Source organism: Pelagerythrobacter sp., from assembly GCF_041912895.1.
Taxonomy (GTDB): Bacteria; Pseudomonadota; Alphaproteobacteria; order Sphingomonadales; family Sphingomonadaceae; genus Pelagerythrobacter.
Genome location: NZ_JAYSGI010000002.1, coordinates 262,289 through 282,993 on the forward strand (window position 1 = coordinate 262,289; position 20,705 = coordinate 282,993).

Genomic DNA, 20,705 nt, shown 5'->3' on the forward strand with positions numbered 1-20,705 from the left:
ATCAGGCGGGCGCAATGCCCGGGGCGTAAGGCGCGGGTCGCTCGAGCAATTCCTCGTACTCCGCGGGCACCCCGCAGAAGGTGATGTCCGCGCGCTCGACCAGCCCGAAGCCGATCGCTTCGCCGGCCGATATCAGGTGGTTGTAGATCGGCGCGACGTAGAGCTCGGGGGCATTGGGGCTCTTGCGTTCGGCCGCGAGCGCGGCGCGGAACAGGTCCGCCGTGGCGAACTGGTAGAGCCCGGTGCAGCACAGATCGCTGATCGGCTGCTTTTCGGTGGTCCGGCGGACCAGGCCGGGCTCCGCGGCGGGCTCGACGAACGACCAGTTGTCGCCCTCCCCCCGGAACACCTCGAGCCATCCGGCAACGTCCTGCCGCAGCCCGGAAACCGCGATGTCGGGATTGCGGAAGGTGTCGATGTTGAACACCGTTATGGGCTCCGCCGCGCCGGCGGATGCGAGATCGAGGCCCAGTTCGACCGTCTCGGCCTGCCCTGCGGTTTCGCGCTCGAGCGCGACGAGCGTGGCGTCCGCGATCCCGAGCGATCGCGCCCGCGCTTCGATGAAGTCCCGCACCCCCCCGGTTTCGCGGTAGATGAACACGAAGCGCTCGCTCGCGAAGCGCGGGCGGAAGCTCGCCGCCGCGTAGTCGAACACGAAATGATCCCATAGCGGGAGCATGAATTTCGGCGTCTCGTATCCCGCCTTGAGGAACCGGCTGCTCAGCCCCGCCATCGGAAACACGATCATCGCACGACTTCCTCTTGCGCGAGCAGGGCGGCGAGCGCTTCCGGTTCGTGCTCGACGAATTCGCTCGTCGTCACCACCTTGTCGTCGATCACGAGATCGTGAGCCGAGATGTGGACGCCCCGGGGCGAATAGGCGTCGCAAACCAGCCCGCGCGCTTCCAGCGAAGATACAGCGCGCGCCAGACCCGCTGGCCAGTGGTCCTCTTCCCCCGGTTCGCCACCCGCGAGGACGACGGAAAATCCGCGCGTCCGATAGCGTTCGACAGCGGCCATCAGCGGCGCGTGATCGCCGTCGCCTTCCGCCCATGCGAGAGCATCCCCGAGATCGAGCACGATCTTCTTCATGCCGAAGCCCGCGAGGGCGCAGCACCCGCACCCGGCGGCGGCATTGCGGATTGCGGCCGCGCCTGACGCTTCGGCACGCTGCGGGGCTTCGGCACGAGCGAGAGGGCGAACAGAATCCAGAAAATCGTGAACCGCGAGCCGTTGTGCGTTATGCCGTACATCATCGCCGGGCCGGCGATGCACACCAGCCCCACAAACCCGTGCATCCGCCAGAGCAGCCTGAACCACACGATCACCACCGCCAGCAGCAGCCCGAAGCCCACGAGACCGTAGTTGCTGAGGATCGAGAAGAAGGTCGAATGCACCTCGTGCCCGACCATGCGGATCACGTTTTCCGACCCGAGCCCGAGGAATATCTGCATTATCCCCCCGTCGAGGAACGCGAAATACCCACGGCTCGCCAGGCTGCTGTCGCCTTCATTGAGCATGCCGTCCAGCCGCTGGATGAACAGGTACTGGTCGAGATAGCCCGCCAGATAGGCATACAGCAACAGCCCGACGGCGCCGACCACGCCCAATGTCCACGCGGCCAAATAATTGCGCGACATGCGCGGCTTGGAGGCGAAGAAGATGACCACGAACGTCGCGACCATGGCGGCTTTCGAGAGCGAGGCGATCGCGAGAAACAAGGCCGCGCCGTAGAAGGCTATCGTTACCCGGTTTCCATACGCGCCGCGCTCTCGCAGGAGATAGGTCAGCGACAGCAGGCAGACTGCGAAATAACCAAGCTGGTTGGGATTGTTGAACGATCCGGTCGAGCGCGACGTACCGCCGACATCCTGCAATTCTACGCCATTGAGCGCGACCGTGCCGATCGCAATCACCGCGGCGATCATCAGCCCGAAGGCGATCGGCCGGTCGCCGTATCGCGAGCAATAGGCGAACACGGCAAAGGGGACGATGAAGTTGTAGATCAGGAACACCGCGCTCATCAGGTTCTGCGGGTCCGCTCCTGCAGCCAGGTATATCAGTTCGACCAGCGTTCCGTGAATTGCCAGCAGCAGCAGCAGGAAGCTCCAGCGATCGAGTGCGATGCGCGTGGTGAGCCAGACCGCCCCGGCAAACAGCGCGAGGGCGATGTGGGTGGGCTGGGCAGCGCCCGAACCGAACAGGTAGACCGGCAGCAGCGCGACGCCGAGAAACAACAGAAAGGCTTGGATGGATCCTGGCTTGCTCATGCGCTCGACCTCGGCGGCGGGTGCCGCCCTCCTAGAGTCCGGCCCGATCGGTGGCAATGGCCGCGATCAGATGCCGAGCAGCCGCACCAGCGACGTGTTGACCTGTTCGACGGCGTATTTCTCGCGCGCGATGCGCACGCTTTCGGCGCCCATTGCCTGGCGCAACGCTCGGCTGCTCCCGAGTTCTTCCATCGCGGATGCAAGCGCTTCGGCATCGCCGACCGGGACCAGACGACCATTCACGCCGCCGGTCACGGTTTCGCGGCAACCGGGGGCATCGGTGGTCACGATCGGGCGGCCCATGGCCATCGCCTCGAGCACGCTGCGCGGCGTGCCCTCGCGATAGGAGGGGAGGACGAAGACGCTGGCTTCACGGATCGCGGGACGCACGTCGTCCTGCCGGCCGAGGAATTCCACCCCCGATGCCTCGATCGCGGTCAGCTCGGCCGCCGGAATGCCGTCGGGGCCTTCGTCGGGAAATCCAACCAACTGGAAGCGCCACTCGGGATGGCGCGCGAGCAAACTGGCGGCGGCCTGCGCATATTCGCGCACGCCCTTTGCGCCGAGAAAACGGCCGATCAGCAGGAACACCGCATCGGAAGGCAGGGGTGCCGGGGCGTAGTGTGCGAGATCGACGCCGGAGCCGTTGACGATGCCGGCTTTGGCGGGATCGGCGAGGCAGCCCGCAGCCGCGAAATCGGCCAGATCATCGGGGTTCTGGAAGATCACGCGGGCATTTGCGTTCGTCGCCAGCCGATAGAGCCGCCGCGACAGGCCCGACAGCAACCTCCCGGCGGCGCCTGCGGGCTCCGCGAAGGCATAACCGAGGCCGGTGACCATCGAGGCGCTGCGGATCGAGAGCGAGCGCGCCGCGAGCGAGCCCCAGATGTTGGGCTTGATCGTATAGCCGAGCACGAAGTCGGGCGCGATGCGGCGCATCAGCCGGCGCAGCGCGAGGAAATAGCCGATATCGCCCGCGACGCTCGTCCCCGTGCGGCTGAGCGGCACCTCGTGCACCGTCGCGCCGTATCGCTCGAGTTCCGCGCGAACGTCACCGGCGATGTCGGGCGCGGAGACGTGCACCTCGTCGCCCCGATCGCACAGCATGCGGATCAGGGGGCCGCGAAACCCGATCAGCGACGGCGCGTAGGAGCCGTTGAGAAGTATCCTCACCCGCCGCCGCTCCGGTCGAGCCTGCGGGCAGGGTTGCCGACCCATGTTTCGCCGGCGGGCACGTCTCTCGTCACGACAGCACCCATCCCCACGGTGGCGCCCGCGCCGATCGACAGGCCCTGCCGGATCACCGCGTTCGCGCCGACATAGGCGCCGTCGCCGATCGTCACCGCGCCGTTGCAACGCACCGAAGGCGCGAAGGTGACGAAATCGCCGATCACGCAATCGTGTTCGACGCAGGAATAGAGGTTGGCATGGAAATGCCGGCCGATGCGGATATTGCTGGTGAGGACGACGAAGGGGGAGAGGATCGCGCCCTCGCCCAGCCGCACGTCGTCCATCTCGACGACGCTTTCGGCGCGCACCTCGAGGAAACTCACACCGGCATCCGCGCACCGATCGGCCAGCGCGCGGCGCGTATCCGCGTCGGCCACAGCCAGCGCCGCCCGCTTTTCGCCTGCCAGCGCCGCGAATTCGGCGAAGGCGAGCGCGCGATGCCCGTTGATCTCGCGCCCGGCCTCGCCGTCGTCGATGAAGTACAGCGTGTCGCCGGGCCGCGCCGCGGCGCGCAGCAGCGGCATCACGCCGCGCCCCGCGCCGCCAGCGCCGTAGATCGCCAGATGCCTCATGCGCGCGGGCCTCCGTCCGGCCCGCCGGTGAAGCGCGGCATGGTCGCCTCGCCCGAGGCGGCGATGCCTTCCTTGCGGATGACCTTGAGCGCGGTGAGCGCGAGGATCTTCATGTCGAACGCGAACGAACGGCGCTCCACGTACTCGACATCGAGCGCGAACTTGCGCTCCCACCCGATCGCGTTGCGCCCGTTGACCTGCGCCCAGCCGGTGATGCCCGGCCGCACATCGTGCCGCCGCGCCTGTTCGGCGGTGTAGAGCGGGAGATATTCCATCAGCAACGGGCGCGGACCGACGAAGCTCATCTCGCCGCGAAGGATATTGAGCAGCTCGGGCAGTTCGTCGAGGCTGCTCGCGCGCAGGAAGCGGCCGAACGCGGTTAGCCGCTCGCGGTCGGGCAGCAGCTCTCCGCGCGCATCGCGCGCGTCGGTCATGGTCCGGAACTTCAGGATCCCGAACGGCCGGCCGCCGAGCCCGGGGCGAGTCTGGCGGAACAGCACCGGGCTCCCCAGCGCCAGCCGCACGCAGAGCGCCAGCGCCAGCAACAGCGGCGCGAGCACGACCAGCAGCACGCCCGCCAGCACGATGTCGAACGCGCGCTTCATGCGACCGTCTGCGGCGTGTATCCGGGCACCAGCTCGCGCAGCTTGGCGCGAATCCCGAGCGCGTCGCCCACGCGCACCAGCCGGTCGATCTGGGCCAGCTGCTCCTCCAGCTCGGCCCACGGCAGGTGATCCTCGCGCGCACGGAAAATTCGCGGGTGCTGCGTCGGCTGCGCCTCGGCGCCGATCAGCAGCTCCTCGAACAGCTTCTCGCCGGGCCGCAGTCCCGTTTCCACGATCGCGATATCGCCTTCGGGATTGTCGGCATCGCGCAAGGTCCGCCCGGAAAGCTGGATCATCGTGCGCGCAAGGTCGATGATCTTCACCGGCTCGCCCATTTCGAGCAGGTAGACCTCGCCCCCCTCGGCCATCGCACCGGCCTGGATCACCAGTTCGGCCGCTTCGGGTATCGTCATGAAATAGCGCGTGATATCGGGGTGGGTGATCGAAACCGGCCCGCCCGCCGCGATCTGCTCGCGAAAGCGCGGTACGACCGATCCCGACGAGCCGAGCACGTTGCCGAAGCGGACCATCGAGAACACGGTCGGGCAGTCCTGCGTCGAAAGTGCCTGCAGCACCATCTCGCAGATACGCTTCGATGCCCCCATGACGTTGGTCGGCCGCACCGACTTGTCGGTGCTGACGAGAATGAACCGTTCCGCTGCAATCTCGCACGCGGCGAGCGCGCAGTTCAGCGTTCCGCGCAGATTGTTGGCCACGCCCGAGACCACGTTCGCCTCGACCATCGGCACGTGCTTGTACGCCGCGGCGTGATAGACCGTGTGCGGCCGGTAGTGGTCGAAGATGCGCCGGACGCTGCCCTTCTTGTCGATCGACGCCAGTTCCGGAACGATATCCACCTCGATCCCGTGCTGCCGGGCCAGCGCCCGCAGCTCGACATCGATCTGATAGAGCGCGGCTTCCGTCATCTCGACCAGGATCAGCCGCTCGGGCCTTTGAGCGACGATCTGCCGCGCGAGTTCGCTACCGATCGAGCCGCCCGCGCCGGTCACCAGCACGATCTTGCCGGCGATGGTCTGGCGCATCAGCGCGGCGTCGGGCTGCACCGGATCGCGGCTGAGCAGATCGGCCACGTCGATCTCGCGCAAGTCGCTGACCGAAACCTTCCCGTCGACGATCTCGGTCACGCCGGGAAGCGTCAGGACATGCACGTCCGCCGCCTGCAGGCGCTCGACCAGTTCGGCGCGGCGCGCGCGTGGCATCCCCGGTATCGCGAGAAACACAATTTCGACCGCGTCGCGCCGGATCACGCTCTCCAGCAGATCCGAGGCGTGGATCGGAATGCCTTCCAGCTTGCTCCGGCTGAGAACTGGATCGTCGTCGATATAGCCCACGAGCCGATACTTGTTTTCGTGGGCCAACGAGGACGAGAGCTGCCGGCCGGCCGAGCCTGCGCCGTAGATCAGGACATTGCGCTTGACGCCGATTTCACCGAACACATCGACCAAGACATAGCGCGCGACGATGCGCGAAAGCGCGACGAGCGCGAAGAATACCAGCGGAAACAGCACGCTGAGCGTGCGCGGCACACCATCATAGGAAATCAGGCCGAACACGATCACGTTCGGAATCGCCAGAATGGCGCAGGCCCGCGATATCTGGATCATCCCCTGCGCGCCGTGGAAGCGGAAGAGGTTCGAATAGACGCCGGACGCGACGAAGATCGGCAGGAACAGGGCGATCTCGACCGCCACCATGACCACCATTGGCTGGTCGAGCGCCTCCCAGTAGCCGAGCCGGACCGAGAACGCGACGATCACCGCCAGCACGCACAGCACGACATCGACCGCGCCGGCGAGCAGGCGCTTGGAGCGGCGGCTGGCGCCCAGCAGGCCGGCGGAAACGCTTCGCGCGAGCGCTTCAGCCTTGTCCACAAGCCGCATCATCATCGTCTCCCCTCTCGGTGAGCGTCGTTTCTGGTATATTCTGTTATCGAGATAATGTCGGCCCCTTATGGACTTGCCGCGCTCTATGCAAGCGAGCAGCTTTCCCCTGGATTTACGAAGATTTTCGGCGGTTTCCCACCACGCAGTGGAGCGTACTTGCAAACGCCGCGGGGATCGGGCAGCGCGCGAGGCCTGCAACCGGCAGCGCGAAGGGATCACATGCTCGGCACCTCGGTCGCACCTTGGCCGTCCTACGATGAAGAAGAGATCGCCGCTGCCGCGGGCGTCCTGCGCTCGGGACGCGTAAACCAGTGGACCGGTGAGGAGGTGCGCGCGTTCGAACGCGCATTTGCCGATTTCGCCGGGTGCGATCACGCGGTGGCGGTGGCCAACGGAACGCTCGCGCTCGATCTCGCGTTGCGCGGCCTCGGCGTGGGGCCGGGCGACGAGGTCGTCGTCACGCCGCGCACGTTCATCGCTTCGGTCTCGAGCGTGGTCAACGCGGGCGCGGTACCGGTGTTCGCCGACGTCGATCGCGACAGCGGCAATATCTCGCCCGCCACGATCGCGCCGGTGCTGAGCGAACGGACGAAGGCGATTGTCCCGGTCCATCTCGCGGGCTGGCCGTGCGACATGCCGGGCATCATGGCACTGGCCGAACCGCGCGGAATCGCGGTGATCGAGGATTGCGCACAGGCGCACGGCGCGCGGATCGACGGCCGGCCGGTCGGCTCTTTCGGCCACGCGGGGGCATGGTCGTTCTGCCAGGACAAGATCATGACCACCGGCGGCGAAGGCGGCATGGTCACCTGCAGCGACCGCGACCTGTGGCGCGCGATGTGGTCGTTCAAGGATCACGGAAAGTCGTGGGAAGCGGTGTTCGAGCGCGAGCACGAGCCGGGCTTCCGCTGGCTCCACGAAAGCTTCGGCACCAACTGGCGCATGCTCGAGATACAGGCCGCGATCGGGTTGATCCAGCTCGGCCGGATGGAGCGCTGGGCGCAGCGGCGCGGCGAGATCGCCGAACGCTACCGCCAGACGCTCGCCCCGTTCGCGCGGGCGGTGCGTACGCCCGTCCCCGCACCGGGAATGGATCACGCGTGGTACCGGTTCTACGCCTACGTCCGCGAAGACGGGCTGAAACAGGGCTGGAGCCGCGACCGGATCGTCGCCGAAGTGACCGCGCGCGGCGTGCCGCTGATGCAGGGCAGCTGTTCGGAAGTCTATCTCGAAACGGCGTTCGACGGCACCGACTGGCGGCCCACGCAACGCCTGCCCGGCGCACGCGAACTGGGCGAAACCAGCCTGATGTTCCTCACCCATCCCACGCTGACCGACGAGGACGTCGACCGGATGTGCGCGGCGGTGTCCGAAACGCTCGGCGAGGCGGCGGCATAGCCGAGCCTGTTGCTGCCGAGCCCATGCGCCGATAGAGCGCGTGCGGCACACGATCCCCCCTCCACTGAAAGCGGTGCGAACAGACGATGGCACACTCCCGGCGCGACGTTACGGTGATCGGTCTCGGCTATGTCGGCCTGCCGCTGGCGGTCGCGCTGGCCCGGCAGTTCCCGACGACTGGCTTTGACGTCGATTCGCGCCGTATCGCCGAATTGCACGACGGACACGACCGCACCGGCGAGATCGACCGCGAACGGCTTGCGGACAGCAAACTTTCGCTGACGGCGAGTGCGGACGAGTGCCCACCCTCCGATTTCTATATCGTCACCGTCCCCACCCCGATCGACGGCGACAAGCGTCCCGACCTGTCGATCGTCGAGGCGGCGACGCGCACCGTCGGCACGATGATCGCGGCGGCCCATGCCGAGGGGCGCAGGCCGATCGTGGTCTACGAAAGTACGGTCTATCCCGGCGTGACCGAGGATATCTGCGGCCCGTTGCTTGAAAAGGTGTCAGGGCTCGCGTGCGGCGAGGATTTCTTCCTCGCCTACAGCCCCGAGCGGATCAATCCGGGCGACCGCGAGCATACGATCGATCGCATCACCAAGGTCGTTTCGGGCCAGACGCCCGAAGTTCTCGAGGATGTCGCCGCGCTCTACGATGCGGTGACCAGCGGCGGGGTGTTCCGCGCCGCCTCGATCCGCGCGGCGGAAGCCGCCAAGGTGATCGAGAACGCGCAGCGCGACATCAACATCGCCTTCATGAACGAGATCGCCCAGATCTTCGGCAGAATGGATCTTTCGGTGTGGGACGTGCTGGCCGCCGCGCGCACCAAGTGGAACTTCCTGCCCTTCGCGCCCGGCCTCGTGGGCGGGCACTGCATCGGGGTCGATCCCTATTACCTGTCGCACCGGGCCGAGGAACTGGGCCACGATCCGCGGGTGATCCTGGCCGGGCGCAGCACGAACGACGGGATGGCCGAATGGGTGGCCGAGCGGCTCCATGCCGCGCGCGGCGACAAGGCGGGCAGCGTGCTGGTGCTGGGCCTCACGTTCAAGGAAGACGTGCCCGATCTCAGGAACTCCAAGGTGGCGGATTTGGTCGAGGCGCTGAAAGCGCGCGGGCACGTGGTGACGGTGCACGATCCGCATGCCGACGCAGACGAAGCGCTGCACGAATACGGGCTGCAACTCGACGGCGGCGCGCTGGAGCACACCTACGATACGGTGCTGCTGGCCGTGCCCCACCGCGAATATCTCGCGATGGGCGCGGATGTTTTCCGCGAGCGGCTGGAGCCGGGGGGCACTCTCGCCGATCTCAAGGGCGCGCTCGAAGGCGCCGACTGGACTCTCTAGGACACACCGAAATGCGCAAGGTTCTCGTCACCGGTTCGGCCGGGTTCATCGGCTTCCACTTGTCGCAACTGCTGCTGGACGAAGGCTTCGCGGTCGTCGGCTTCGACGGGATGACCGACTATTACGACGTGCGCATCAAGGAGCGGCGGCATCAGATGCTGCTGCAGAACCAGCACTTTTCCGCGCATGTCGGCATGCTCGAGGATTTCGATGCGCTGCACGCACTCGCGATGGCCGAGAAGCCCGACGTGATCGTTCACCTCGCCGCGCAGGCGGGCGTGCGCTACAGCTTGGAGAACCCGCGCGCCTATCTCGACGCGAACCTCACCGGCACGTTCAACGTGATGGAATGTGCGCGCGAACTCGGCGTCGAGCACCTGCTGATGGCCTCGACCAGCTCGGTCTACGGCGCGAACGAGGACATGCCGTTCGACGAGCGCGAGAAGTGCGACACCCCGCTCACCTTCTACGCCGCGACCAAGAAGGCGAACGAGGCGATGGCGCACAGCTACGCCCACCTGTGGACTCTGCCGACCACGATGTTCCGCTTCTTTACCGTCTACGGGCCGTGGGGGCGGCCCGACATGGCGCTGTTCAAGTTCACCAAGGGCATCCTCGAAGGCACGCCGATCGATATCTACAACGATGGCGACATGTACCGCGACTTCACCTACGTGACCGACCTGGTGCGCGGCATCCGCCTGCTGATCGACGCCGCACCGGTGCGGCCCGAGAGCCGCGACGAGATCGCCGCCTACGACAGCCTCTCGCCCGTTGCGCCATTCCGCGTGGTCAACATCGGCAACAGCGATAAGATACGGCTGATGGATTTCGTGGAGGCGATCGAGGCCGAATGCGGCCGTGAGGCGATCAAGAACTTCCTACCCATGCAGACCGGCGACGTGCCCGCGACCTGGGCCGACGCGACGCTGTTGCAGGAACTCACCGGCTACCGCCCGCAAACCGAATTCCGCGACGGCGTACGACGGTTCGTCGCCTGGTACCGCGATTATTACGGGGTCTAGCTCGCCAATCGAAAGCTGACAGCATCAACCCTGCGGCTGCGGGGTTTCCATGATCGGCTCGGCGGCTTCGCTCGGGGCGATCGGGGGGTTCTGTTCGTCGGGCAGTTCGGCGTCGCGTTCGGCTTCGAGGCGTTCCATGTAATCGCGTTCGATCGCCTCGACGCGTTCCTGCTCGGCGGCGGCGGCTTCGTCGATCGTCGACAGGCGCTCCGCGCGCGCGGCGGCAATCAGTTCGCTGAAGCGCACGTTCGCGCCGGTGGCGCGCTCGCCGTAAGCCTGGTTGATGAGCTGCTGCGTACAGCCGGTGAAGCCGCCCGCGCCGGTCGGCGAGCACGACAGCGTGCCGAAGGCGCCGACCATCTCGAGCGATTCGACCCGCCGGGTCCAGGCAACGTTCGCCGGATCGTCGCTCAGCCGCAGCGATTCGGGAATGCGGTAGCGCTCCGATTCGGGCAGGCGCGCGACGACCACGATCTCGTCGCCCTGCGCTTCGGGGGCGGTATCGTCGCCGTAGACGATAACCATGCGCACGTTCTCGTCACCCGACGCCACGCCCTGCGCGGCGGCAGGCGCGGCAGTCAGGGCCAATCCGGCAAGGGCAGCGGCGGCGAGAAGCGATTTCATGGCGTATCCCATCGTGTTTCGGCGCGGTCGCGCGGGAATTTCGGTGTTTCGGCGTGAACTCTAGATGAAGCGTATGGCGGGCGGAAGCGGTTCCCGCCCGGCTTCGTCAGACCCGTTCGGCGAGCCGGATCGCGAGCCGGCAGCCGAGCCGGATCGCGCCCGACAGCAGGGGATAGGCGGGCGCCTGCTCCGCCCCCGCAGCGAGCGCGGCGTCGCGGTGGGCGCGCTCGTCCTCGCGGAATTCCTCGATCATCGTCGCGAGTTCCGGGTCGCTGTCGCTTTCGGCGAGCCGGTCGAGCTGGTGCGAATAGTGGCGGTCGATCTCTTCCTCCACCGCGGCGGTGCAGGCCATCGCCGCTTCGGGCCCGAGCAGCGCGGTGCCCGCGCCGAGCGCGTAGCCCGCGGCCGACCAGAATGGCTGGAGGGCGGTCGGCCGCACTCCGCGCCGCGCCATCAGCGCATCGAACTTCGCGCGGTGGCCCTTCTCCTGCTCGGCCATCTCGGCAATCTCGGCGGCGTGGGGTCCGCGATCGCCTATCACGTCGAGCTGGCCCTGGTAGATGCGCGTCGCGCCGAACTCGCCGGCCTGGTCGACGCGGATCATCCGCGCGGTTTCGTCCCTGGTCATGCCGCGCGCCTTCCTTTGCCCAGCAGCCACAGAATCGCGAGCCCGCCAGCGGTCGAGAACAGGAAATTGAACCCCGCGAGCGAGATACCGATCAGCGTCCACTGCGGCTGGTCGCAGCGGATGATCGGCGCGTTCATGATCGATTCGAGCAGGTCCCCGCCGCCCGCCTGCGCCGTCATCGCGCAGCCGGTCACGCCTTCCCACCAGCCGTATTCGACGCCGGCGTGGAATGCCCCGATCGCGCCCGACACGAGCACCGCGACCGCGGCGAGCGCGACCCACAGGCGCTTGGGCGCGGCGACGGTCGACAGCAGCGCGAGCGCGAGCGCGGCGAAATGCGGCCAGCGCTGCCACCAGCACATCTCGCACGGGTAGAGGCCGAAACCGTACTCGGAGAGATAGGCGCCCGCGAGCAGGAGCGCGGGCACGCCGAGCGCGAGCCGCTGCGCCAGCCGGGCGTGGGCCAGCCGGGCGTGGGGCGTGTCGAGCATTCGGGCGCCCCGATTACTTGCGGCGCGCGACGGTGCTGGGCGTCGTCCGGCGCAGCGTCTCGAGCGCGTAGTGGAGCTGGTAATCCTCGATCCCCTGCTCCTCGAGCTGCGCGGCGGTCAGCGTGAAGCGCGGATCCTCGCGCTTGTCGCGCTCCATCTCCTCGTCCTTCAGCGCCGCCTCGTTGACGAGGTGGCCGCGCAGGTCCGATTCGCGCAGCGTGAACTTGGCGCGCTTGGCGAGGTCCGGATCGCTGAGCTGCGGCACCGCGATGTCGGGCTCGATCCCGCCTTCCTGCACCGAATGGCCCGAAGGGGTGTAGTAGCGCGCGGTGGTGAGCTTGAGCGCGGCGTCGCGGCCGAGCGGCAACAGCGTCTGCACGCTGCCCTTGCCGAAGCTGCGCTCGCCCATCACCAGCGCGCGGCGATGATCCTGCAGCGCGCCCGCGACGATCTCGCTCGCCGATGCCGAACCGGCGTCGATCAGCACGATCAGCGGCACGTCCTCGGCGATCTGGCCGCGATAGACCGTCTCCGCCTCGTAGATGTAGGTTTCGCCCTGCGCGCGGCCGCGTTGCGAGACGATCTGGCCATCGTCGAGGAACAGGTCGCTCAAAGCCACCGCCTCGTCGAGCGAGCCGCCGGGGTTGGCGCGCAGGTCGAGCACGAGGCCGTTCAGGCGTCCGCCCGCCTCCTTGTTCAGCGCTTCCCAGGCGGCGAACACGTCCGCCCCGACATCGCGCGAAAATTCGTTGATCATGATGACGCCGAGCCCGCCCGGCTTCATCTCGTGCGTGACCGGCTCGAGGTCGATCAGGCCGCGGGTGACGGTCACGTCGAACGGCTCCTCGCGCCCGGTGCGGAAAATCGTCAACCGGATCGAGGTTCCGGCGGGGCCGCGCATCTGGCTGACCGCCTCGTCAAGATCGCCGCCGTAGATCAGCTTGCCGTCGAGGTGGGTGATGTAGTCGCCCGCCTTGAGCCCGGCCTCCATCGCCGGGCTGCCGCGGAACGGCGAGATGATCTTCACCGCGCCGTCGTCCATCTGGACCGACAGGCCAAGGCCGGTGTAGTTGCCGTCGATCATCGTCTCGAGCCGCTGGAGGTCCGACCCGTCGAGATAGGCCGAATGCGGATCGAGGCTGGCGAGCATGCCGTCGATCGCGCCGCGGATGAGCGTCTCGTCGTCCACCGGCTCGACGTAACTCGCCTTGATCCGCTCGTAGGTCGCGAACAGACGGGCGAACTCGGGCCCGGCACGGCCGTCGACCTGGGCGATCCCGGCGGTGGTGGCCGGAATCAGCGCCACCGCGGTGACGAGCGCGGCCGAACGGGCGAGTGCGGCAAATTTCATGGGCAGGAGTCTCCTCGGGGCGGCTTTTATCGCGCACGCGGGCTTAATGCCAGATGAGGATTGCCGGGGCCGCATGCAACGGTGCGCGCGATTCCAGGAGTTAACTCAGGTAGTCGAGCGGATTCACCGGCTCGCCCGCGCGCCGCAGCTCGAGCGTCACCACCGGCGAATCGACCGCCGCGACGCCGAGCGGCGATCCGGCGAGCAGGGTCTCGCCCACCGCGACATCGGCGCGCGCGAGACCGGTGACGAGGCTCGTCCACCCGCCGTCGTGCTCGATGATCACGATCCGCTCGTAGCCGCGATAGGGGCCGGCAAAGGCGACCCGCCCGCTCGCCGGCGCGATCACCTGCGCGCCCTCGCGCGGAGCGATCGAGAGCCCGCTGCTGACCAGCCCGGCGGCGGAAACCGCGCCGAACCCCGCCACGGTCCGCCCGATCACCGGCAGCTGGAAATCGCCCGGCGGCGCGGTGGCGGCGGGCGTGGGCGTGGCTTCGGCGAGACCCGCGGCGACCACCGTCGAATCGCGCGGCCGCGGGGGCCGGATGATCGGCCCTGGCAGATCGGCGAGTTCGCGCCGCAAGGCGCTCGCATCGTCGAGCCGCGCGATCAGCGTGTCGAGGTCGCGCGTCTCTTCGGCCAGTGCCAGCGCACGCTCGGCCTCGCGGTCGGCGGCGCCGCTGGCGCGGCGCGATTCGATGCGCTGGCGGCTCTCCAGCGCCAGCAGCCGCTCGCGCCGTGTGTCGAGTTCCTGCTCGCTCGCGTTGAGCGCGGTAAGCGCGGCGCGCGCCTCGGCCTCGAGCCTGCGGCCGCGCCCGATTTCGGCGCGCAGCGCGGCAGTGCGGGTCTGCACCTCGGGTATCGTCGTCTCGAGCATCGCGCGCAGATACACGGTTTCGCGCAGTGAACCCGGGCGCAGCGCGGACAGCGCGAGCGGGCGGCGGGCGAGTTTCTGCAACGCGGCGGTGAGCCGCAACAGCGGTTCGCGCCGCTCGGCAAGGCGGCGGCCGAGCCGCTGCCGCTGATCGTCGATCAGCGCGATCCGCGCCTCTCCCGCGGCGATCTGCGCTTCGGCCTGCTGGATGCGCGCGGCGAGCGCGGCGCCCTGCCGCGCGGTCTTTTCCGCCGCTTCGGTCGCCGCGAGCGCCGCCGCCTCGAGGCGCGCGCCGCGGCTCTCGGCTCCGCGCGCGGCCTGTTGCGCGCGCTGGAGGGCGGCGCGGGCATCGCCGGGATCGGAAAAGGTATCCAGGCGCTGGGCCAGCGCCATGCCGCCGAGTGCGACGGTCGCGAACGTCAGGCCGAGGGCGGGGATGAAGCGGATCGCGCGGTGCGCCATGACGTCACCCTGCCCGATGGTAGGGGTGCCCGGCAAGGATCGCCGTGGCGCGGTAGAGCTGCTCCATCAGCATCGCGCGGGCGAGCAGGTGCGGCCAGGTCGCCGGGCCGAAGGCGAGCAGCAGGTCCGCCTCGGCCCGTTCGGCCGGCGCATGACCATCGGCCGCGCCGAGCACGAAGCGCGCCTCGCGCACGCCTTCGTCGCGCCAGCGGCCGAGCAGCTCGGCGAATTCCTCGGACGAAAGCTGCTTGCCGCGTTCATCGAGCAGCACGGTGCGCAGCGGTGTCTGCGGATCGGGCACCTTGCCGCCGCTTTCGGGCAGCTCGGTGGCTTTGAAGGGCCAGGTCAGCCGCTTCTCGTATCGGGCGACGAGCTCCGCTTCGGGCGAGCGTCCGATCTTGCCGCGCGCCACGACGTGCAGGAGCATCGTTTGCGCCTCAGGCGGTTCCGGCGGCGACCGGCGGTGCGTCGCCGAACGCCCACATGCGTTCGAGATTGTAGAAGCTGCGCACTTCGGGGCGGAACAGGTGGACGACCACGTCGCCCGCGTCGATCAGCACCCAGTCGGCCTGGGGCAGGCCTTCCAAGCGCACGGGGCCGTGCCCCTCCTGCTTGACCCGCTCGGCAAGTTTCTGCGCGATCGCCGCGACCTGACGGGTCGAGCGCCCGGAGGCGATGACCATGTGATCGGCGATGCTCGACTTGCCCGCGAGCGGGATCGAGACCACGTCCTGCGCCTGATCCTCGTCGAGCTGGTCGAGCACGAGCGCGTGAAGCGAGCCCGGCTCGGCTTCGATCGCGGGGGCGGCGGCCGAATCCTGGTCGGACATCGATGTCTGCGCCTGGTTCATAGGCGTATGCTGAGCTCCTGATGGTTGCGGGAGAAAGGGACGGAGGCGGGCGAGCGCATCATGGCGCCGGCGAAAGCTCCGTTTCGGAAATGGGCCTGAATGTCAGCTGGTCGCGCAGCGGCACCTGCGGCAGGCGATCGGCCCACTCGGGATCGGCACGGCGAATGGCCGTGGCCGATCGGGGATCCGGATCGAAACGCAGGGTAATCAGGCTCGGCGCACTCCACTCGTCCCGGTTCCTGAAAGTGGCGGCGTCGACGCGGTGGCGGCGCAGCCAGGCCATCGCGGGACCGGCGACGGCTGCGGCATCATAGCCCGGCCGCGCGATCACCGCAATCGGCATCGCGCGCGCTATGTCGCGCCAGTCCTTCCATCGGTGGAATTGCGCGAGGTTGTCAGAGCCCATGAGCCAGACGAACTGCCGCCCCGGCCAGCGCCGCTGCAGCGCGCGCAAGGTATCGACGGTATAGCGGGTGCCGAAGTCGCGCTCGATCGCGGTGACCCGGATCGGCGCGCGGCGCGCCTGCACCATCGCCGAGCGTACCCGCGCGGCCAATGGCGCCATGCCCGCGGCGGGCTTCAGCGGATTGCCGGGCGAGACCAGCCACCAGACCTCGTCCAGCCCGAGCGCATTCAGCGCGAAGAGGGAAATCCGCCGATGCCCGCCGTGCGCGGGATTGAAGCTGCCGCCGAGCAGCCCGATGCGGCGCGCGAATGTCAGTGCGGAGCTCGTGCGATCGTGGTCACCATCACGGTCCGGTTAGCAGGGAGCGGCACGTCTGTCAGTGCGGGAAATCGCGCTGCATGATCGGACGGCCAAACACTTCCAAGACCGATTCGTTCCATGTGGGTCGCACTAGTTTCACGAAGGAAAAACGATTCAACCCGCGAGTCCGTCGATTCGCCCTCTTTGCAGAGGCCTCGATTCGACCCCCTGCGATTCGCGTGTTAGCCGCCCGGCCACACAAAAAAGACGGCAAAAGCGGGGTCGTTTCTAGTGATCAATACTACCGTTGGCGAATGGATGGGTCGCCTGCGGACCATGTTTCCCGATCGCGAGTTCTTCATGCGGTCGCAGGGGCAGGTTCGCTTCATCAAGGTTTCCTCGCGCGTTCAGATGACCGCGGCCGGCATCGCCGGCGCCGCGCTGGTGGCCTGGCTGCTGAGCATGGCGATCATGGGCTGGACCCAGTATCGCGCGGAAGCCGATCGGCTTTCCCTGCTCGAGCGCGAGGCAAAGGTCGCGACCTCTCAGGAACGCTTCGATGCCTACGGCGACGATCTCGACGCGGTGGCGCGCGAACTGGCGCAACGGCAGACGGTGCTCGAGGAAATGGCCGAGATGCTGCCCGAAGACGTCAGCGGGTCGGACCCGGTCAGCGATTCGAGCGGTGCGGCGGCGGAAACGGTCTCCAAGGTCAGCGCGGTGTTCCCGCAGGCACGCCCGCTGGCCGAGATCGAAGCCCGCCAGCTCGCACTGGTCGAGAAGATGACCCGTTTCGCCGACCATCGCGCGGAGAACGCGGCGGCGGCGATGCGCAAGCTCGGGCTCGATCCCTCGGCGCTGCTGCGCTCGGCGAACGACCGCGCGATGGGTGGTCCGCTCGAGCTGCTCGCTACCGGCCCCGACGGCGCGGCCGACCCGCGCTTCGAGCGCCTCGGCCTCAGCCTCGCGCGAATGGCCGCGCTGGAAGACGGGCTCGACGGCATTCCCCAGTTCCAGCCCGCGAGCCTCAAATACATCTCGTCCGGCTTCGGCGTCCGCCGCGACCCGTTCAACGGCCGCGGCGCGATGCACAAAGGGCTGGATTTCGCAGGTCCGCTCGGCGCCCCGATCTATTCCGCCGCCGAGGGCCGCGTGAGCTTTGTCGGGCGCAAGTCGGGCTACGGCAACGTGGTCGAGATCAGCCACGGCAACGGCCTCGTCACCCGCTACGCCCATATGTCGAAATTCGCCGCCAAGGTCGGCCAGCAGGTCGACGCCGGGCATGTGATCGGCGCGATCGGCAGCACCGGCCGCTCGACCGGTCCGCACCTTCACTTCGAAGTCCTCGTCAACGGCCGCCAGCGCAATCCGCGGCCCTTTCTGGAGAATGCCCCCGATGTTCTCAAAGAAGCCCGAGCACGAGCCGGAGGGCGCGATTCCGATGGCTAGGCCTTCCGCTCCGTCCGGTTCGACCTTCTCGGTCATCGGCGCCGACGTGACCATCAAGGGCGACGTCTCCGCTTCCACGGAACTCCACGTCGACGGCCGCATCGAGGGCGACATCGCCTGCGATTCGCTGGTCCAGGGCGAAGCGAGCGTGATCGAGGGCGCGGTGAGCGCCGAGACCGCGCGGCTCTCGGGCAAGATCAGCGGTTCGATCACGGCGCGCCAGCTCGTCGTGCTCAAGTCGGCGCGGATCGAGGGCGACGTGCATTACGACGCGCTGACGATCGAACAGGGCGCGCAGGTCGAAGGGCGTTTCGCGCACCGGGTGCCGCATCAGCGCGCGAGCGATCGACCCGCCGCCACTCCGCCCGCGAGCGACGACGGCGAGCCCCGCCTGACGCTCGCCACGTAACGCCGCTCAGGCCGCCGCGAGCACTTCCAGCCGCAGGGCCTTGCGGTCGAGCTTGCCGATCATCGTCTTCGGCAGTTCCGCGCGGACGACCACGCCCGAGACGCGCTCGTGCTTGCCGACTCGCGTATTGAGCCAGGCGCGCAATTCGTCCGCCTCGGCCTCCGCATCCTCCTGCAAGGTGACGTAGGCGCGCGGCGTTTCGCCGAGGTAGGCGTCGGGCACGCCGATCACGAGCGCTTCCTTAACCGCCGGATGCTCGAGCAGGACGTTCTCGACCTGGCTGGGGAAGACCTTGAAGCCGCCGACCGCGATCATGTCCTTGATCCGGTCGACGATGGTGATGAACCCGTCGTCGTCGATCTCGGCCACGTCGCCGGTGCGCAGCCATCGCGTCCCGGCGATCTCGGCGAACGCCTGCGCCGCCGCATCGGGCCGGTTCCAGTAGCCCTGCATCACTTGCGGCCCGGCGATCACCAGTTCGCCCGGCTCGCCTTCGGGTGCGGGCCGGGTCGGGTCTTCCTTGTCGAGCAGCATGACCTGCGTCTGGGGGATCACCTGCCCGATCGTGCCCGGCTGGCGCAGCCCTTCGTACGGATTGGTCGAAACGACGCCTGCGCTCTCGGTCAGGCCGTAGCCTTCGACCAGCCGCGCACCCGTCGCCGCCTCGAACTTCTCGCGCACCGGGGCGGGCAGCGGCGCGCCGCCGGAAATGCAAATCCTGAGCGCGGAGAAATCGGTCTTCGCGATATCGGGATGATCGAGCAGCGCCTGGAACATCGTCGGCACGCCGGGGAATCCCGTCACCTTGGCACGCGCCAGCGTCTTGAGCACCTGCTTGGGCTCGAACCGCGGGACCATCGCGATGCACCCGCCCTTGGCCACCGTGCGGTTGAGCACGCAGGTATTGGCGAAGACATGGAACAGCGGCAGCGCGCCCATGATCACGTCCGGCTCGCTGCGGTCGAACGGGTCGATCGCATCGACCTGCATCGCGTTCATCGACAGGTTGGCGTGGGTCAGCATCGCACCCTTGGGCCGCCCGGTGGTGCCGCCGGTGTACTGGAGGAGCGCGAGATCGGCGGGCGAGATCGCGACCGAGGCGGGCGCGGAACCTGCGAGCGCATCGGCCCACTCGCGCACATCTGCACGGTGGGGGATTGCACTGATGCTCTTGCGTCCGAGCAGCTTGAGCGCGGCGCGCTTGGGCCACGAGAGCATCGCGCCCAGCCGCCCCACGACCAGCGTCTCGAGCCGCGAGCCGTCGAGCACTTTCAGCGCGGTCGGCAGCAGGCTCGCCGCATCGATCGTGACGAGCAGGCGCGCGCCCGAATCCTCGACCTGCTGGCTCAATTCCTCGACCGTGTAGAGCGGCGAGAAATTGACCACCACCGCCCCGGCCATCATCGCCCCGTAATAGGCCGAGACGTAGATCGGCACGTTGGGCAGAAACAGGCCCACCCGGTCGCCGCGGGCGATGCCCATCGCCTGCAGGCCCGCGGCGAAACGCCGCGCCTCGGCGTAAAGCTCGCGATAGAAATAGGTCCGGCCGAGGAAATCGGCCAGCGGCGCTTGCGGCGCGCGCTCGGCGGTGCGCGCGAACATCTCGGGCAGCGTCACCGGTTCGAACGGCGTGTCCCATGGCTGGGCGTGCTGGTACGGTGCCTTACTTACATCCATGTAAAACATGGATGCGGCATGGCGCTCGCGAGGGCAAGGGGTTTTTGCCCCTGCCCGCGCGTGTTCACGCAAGACCGTAACGCCAAGCAGCGATGCGCTTGGCGCCGGGCGACATCAGGACTGCTGCTCTTCGCCTTCGGCGGCGCGCTTGGCTTCGAGCCAGGCGGCGGCTTCCGCTTCCTGCGCGGCCTCGGCGGCGGCCTTCTCGCTCGCGTCGCGCTCGGCGCGCAGTTCGGCGATCAGCTTCTCGCGATCGGAGCCCGAATCGACGACGACCGGTGCCTCGCCTTCGGTCCCGGCCTTCTTCGCCGCCTTGGCGACGACCGCATCGAGCTCGCGCTGCGAGCACAGGCCCAGCGTAACCGGGTCCTTGGGCTGGATGTTCTGAATGTTCCAGTGGCTGCGCTCGCGGATCGCGGTGATCGTGTTGCGCGTGGTGCCGATCAGCTTGGAGATCTGCGCGTCGGAAATCTCCGGGTGGCTGCGCAGGATCCAGGCGATCCCATCGGGCTTGTCCTGCCGCTTCGACACGGGGGTGTAACGCGGGCCCTTGGTGCGGGTTACCTCGACCGGGGCCTTCTGCATCTTGAGCGCATAGGCCGGATCGGCCTGGCCGCGCTCGATCTCCTCCTGCGTCAGTTCGCCAGAATGCACCGGATCGCGCCCGGTGTACTTGCTGCCCGCGAGATCGTCGGCCATCGCCTGGACCTCGAGGATGTGGAGGCCGCAGAATTCGGCGATCTGGGTGAAACCGAGCGAGGTGTTGTCGATCAGCCAGGTGGCGGTCGCATGCGGCATCAGCGGGGTCGGTTGGGCCATGGAAA

The 20,705-nt window shown here is 68.1% G+C and carries 22 protein-coding genes; 5 read left to right on the top strand and 17 right to left on the bottom strand.

The window, feature by feature from the left end; all coding sequences use genetic code 11:
* Nucleotide 1 precedes the first annotated feature (1 nt).
* The 7 genes from ACE3QC_RS08275 to ACE3QC_RS08305 all read right to left on the bottom strand — a co-directional run bounded on the left by ACE3QC_RS08275 (nucleotide 2) and on the right by ACE3QC_RS08305 (nucleotide 6,584).
* Nucleotides 2-748 carry a capsular biosynthesis protein gene (locus tag ACE3QC_RS08275; protein ID WP_374407139.1) on the bottom strand — a complete coding sequence of 249 codons (747 nt, stop codon included), beginning with the start codon at nucleotides 746-748 and terminating at the stop codon, nucleotides 2-4.
* On the bottom strand, nucleotides 745-1,092 hold the full coding sequence (locus ACE3QC_RS08280) for a hypothetical protein (RefSeq protein ID WP_374407141.1): 348 nt from the start codon (nucleotides 1,090-1,092) through the stop codon (nucleotides 745-747). The genes ACE3QC_RS08275 and ACE3QC_RS08280 overlap by 4 nt, the downstream gene beginning before the upstream one ends.
* A complete protein-coding gene (locus ACE3QC_RS08285; protein ID WP_374407142.1) occupies nucleotides 1,089-2,270 on the bottom strand; it encodes an O-antigen ligase family protein in 1,182 nt (393 codons plus the stop codon). Before ACE3QC_RS08285 ends, ACE3QC_RS08280 begins: the two co-directional genes overlap by 4 nt.
* A gap of 66 nt (nucleotides 2,271-2,336) precedes the next feature.
* On the bottom strand, nucleotides 2,337-3,443 hold the full coding sequence (locus ACE3QC_RS08290) for a glycosyltransferase family 4 protein (RefSeq protein ID WP_374407144.1): 1,107 nt from the start codon (nucleotides 3,441-3,443) through the stop codon (nucleotides 2,337-2,339).
* Nucleotides 3,440-4,072 (bottom strand): acetyltransferase, encoded by a 633-nt coding sequence (locus tag ACE3QC_RS08295; protein WP_374407146.1) that lies wholly within the window; start codon nucleotides 4,070-4,072, stop codon nucleotides 3,440-3,442. The genes ACE3QC_RS08290 and ACE3QC_RS08295 overlap by 4 nt, the downstream gene beginning before the upstream one ends.
* Nucleotides 4,069-4,677 (bottom strand): sugar transferase, encoded by a 609-nt coding sequence (locus ACE3QC_RS08300; protein WP_374407148.1) that lies wholly within the window; start codon nucleotides 4,675-4,677, stop codon nucleotides 4,069-4,071. Before ACE3QC_RS08300 ends, ACE3QC_RS08295 begins: the two co-directional genes overlap by 4 nt.
* Nucleotides 4,674-6,584: a polysaccharide biosynthesis protein gene (locus ACE3QC_RS08305; RefSeq protein WP_374407150.1), complete on the bottom strand. Its 1,911-nt coding sequence runs from the start codon at nucleotides 6,582-6,584 to the stop codon at nucleotides 4,674-4,676. Before ACE3QC_RS08305 ends, ACE3QC_RS08300 begins: the two co-directional genes overlap by 4 nt.
* Before the next feature lie 216 nt (nucleotides 6,585-6,800).
* Here ACE3QC_RS08305 and ACE3QC_RS08310 point away from each other — a divergent pair, with 216 nt between their 5' ends.
* The 3 genes from ACE3QC_RS08310 (at nucleotide 6,801) to ACE3QC_RS08320 (ending at nucleotide 10,359) form a co-directional block, all read left to right on the top strand.
* Nucleotides 6,801-7,979: a DegT/DnrJ/EryC1/StrS family aminotransferase gene (locus ACE3QC_RS08310; protein ID WP_374407152.1), complete on the top strand. Its 1,179-nt coding sequence runs from the start codon at nucleotides 6,801-6,803 to the stop codon at nucleotides 7,977-7,979.
* 86 nt (nucleotides 7,980-8,065) lie between these two features.
* The gene (locus tag ACE3QC_RS08315) at nucleotides 8,066-9,334 is read left to right on the top strand and encodes a nucleotide sugar dehydrogenase (protein WP_374407154.1); all 1,269 of its coding nucleotides are present in this window, start codon (nucleotides 8,066-8,068) and stop codon (nucleotides 9,332-9,334) included.
* Between the two features lie 11 nt (nucleotides 9,335-9,345).
* Nucleotides 9,346-10,359, top strand: a complete 1,014-nt coding sequence (locus ACE3QC_RS08320; RefSeq protein WP_374407156.1) for an NAD-dependent epimerase/dehydratase family protein — start codon at nucleotides 9,346-9,348, stop codon at nucleotides 10,357-10,359.
* Nucleotides 10,360-10,383: 24 nt separating this feature from the next.
* On the opposite strand, the gene ACE3QC_RS08325 is transcribed toward ACE3QC_RS08320, so the two are convergent.
* The 8 genes from ACE3QC_RS08325 to ACE3QC_RS08360 form a co-directional block, all read right to left on the bottom strand.
* Nucleotides 10,384-10,983: a hypothetical protein gene (locus tag ACE3QC_RS08325; protein WP_374407158.1), complete on the bottom strand. Its 600-nt coding sequence runs from the start codon at nucleotides 10,981-10,983 to the stop codon at nucleotides 10,384-10,386.
* A 106-nt stretch (nucleotides 10,984-11,089) separates the two neighbouring features.
* Nucleotides 11,090-11,611, bottom strand: coding sequence for a demethoxyubiquinone hydroxylase family protein (locus ACE3QC_RS08330; RefSeq protein ID WP_374407160.1), 522 nt, complete (start codon nucleotides 11,609-11,611; stop codon nucleotides 11,090-11,092).
* Nucleotides 11,608-12,102, bottom strand: a complete 495-nt coding sequence (locus ACE3QC_RS08335; RefSeq protein WP_374407162.1) for a disulfide bond formation protein B — start codon at nucleotides 12,100-12,102, stop codon at nucleotides 11,608-11,610. Before ACE3QC_RS08335 ends, ACE3QC_RS08330 begins: the two co-directional genes overlap by 4 nt.
* A gap of 13 nt (nucleotides 12,103-12,115) precedes the next feature.
* On the bottom strand, nucleotides 12,116-13,453 hold the full coding sequence (locus tag ACE3QC_RS08340) for a S41 family peptidase (protein ID WP_374407164.1): 1,338 nt from the start codon (nucleotides 13,451-13,453) through the stop codon (nucleotides 12,116-12,118).
* 100 nt (nucleotides 13,454-13,553) lie between these two features.
* Nucleotides 13,554-14,789: a murein hydrolase activator EnvC gene (locus ACE3QC_RS08345; RefSeq protein WP_374407166.1), complete on the bottom strand. Its 1,236-nt coding sequence runs from the start codon at nucleotides 14,787-14,789 to the stop codon at nucleotides 13,554-13,556.
* Nucleotides 14,790-14,793: 4 nt separating this feature from the next.
* A complete protein-coding gene (locus ACE3QC_RS08350) occupies nucleotides 14,794-15,216 on the bottom strand; it encodes a 23S rRNA (pseudouridine(1915)-N(3))-methyltransferase RlmH (protein ID WP_374407168.1) in 423 nt (140 codons plus the stop codon).
* Between the two features lie 10 nt (nucleotides 15,217-15,226).
* Nucleotides 15,227-15,619, bottom strand: coding sequence for a ribosome silencing factor (rsfS, locus tag ACE3QC_RS08355; RefSeq protein WP_374407170.1), 393 nt, complete (start codon nucleotides 15,617-15,619; stop codon nucleotides 15,227-15,229).
* A gap of 79 nt (nucleotides 15,620-15,698) precedes the next feature.
* The gene (locus ACE3QC_RS08360; RefSeq protein WP_374408031.1) at nucleotides 15,699-16,361 is read right to left on the bottom strand and encodes a nicotinate-nucleotide adenylyltransferase; all 663 of its coding nucleotides are present in this window, start codon (nucleotides 16,359-16,361) and stop codon (nucleotides 15,699-15,701) included.
* Nucleotides 16,362-16,664: 303 nt separating this feature from the next.
* On the opposite strand from ACE3QC_RS08360, the gene ACE3QC_RS08365 reads away from it, so the two are divergent.
* The gene (locus ACE3QC_RS08365) at nucleotides 16,665-17,795 is read left to right on the top strand and encodes a peptidoglycan DD-metalloendopeptidase family protein (protein WP_374408032.1); all 1,131 of its coding nucleotides are present in this window, start codon (nucleotides 16,665-16,667) and stop codon (nucleotides 17,793-17,795) included.
* Nucleotides 17,788-18,204 (top strand): polymer-forming cytoskeletal protein, encoded by a 417-nt coding sequence (locus ACE3QC_RS08370; protein ID WP_374407172.1) that lies wholly within the window; start codon nucleotides 17,788-17,790, stop codon nucleotides 18,202-18,204. The genes ACE3QC_RS08365 and ACE3QC_RS08370 overlap by 8 nt, the downstream gene beginning before the upstream one ends.
* Nucleotides 18,205-18,210: 6 nt before the next feature.
* Here the strand turns inward: ACE3QC_RS08370 and ACE3QC_RS08375 are convergent, their stop codons facing one another.
* Together ACE3QC_RS08375 and ACE3QC_RS08380 are read right to left on the bottom strand one after the other, a co-directional pair.
* Nucleotides 18,211-19,881, bottom strand: a complete 1,671-nt coding sequence (locus ACE3QC_RS08375) for a long-chain fatty acid--CoA ligase (protein ID WP_374407174.1) — start codon at nucleotides 19,879-19,881, stop codon at nucleotides 18,211-18,213.
* A 114-nt stretch (nucleotides 19,882-19,995) separates the two neighbouring features.
* Entirely contained in the window at nucleotides 19,996-20,700 is a 705-nt protein-coding gene (locus tag ACE3QC_RS08380; RefSeq protein WP_374407176.1) for a cell cycle transcriptional regulator TrcR, read from the bottom strand.
* Nucleotides 20,701-20,705 lie beyond the last annotated feature (5 nt).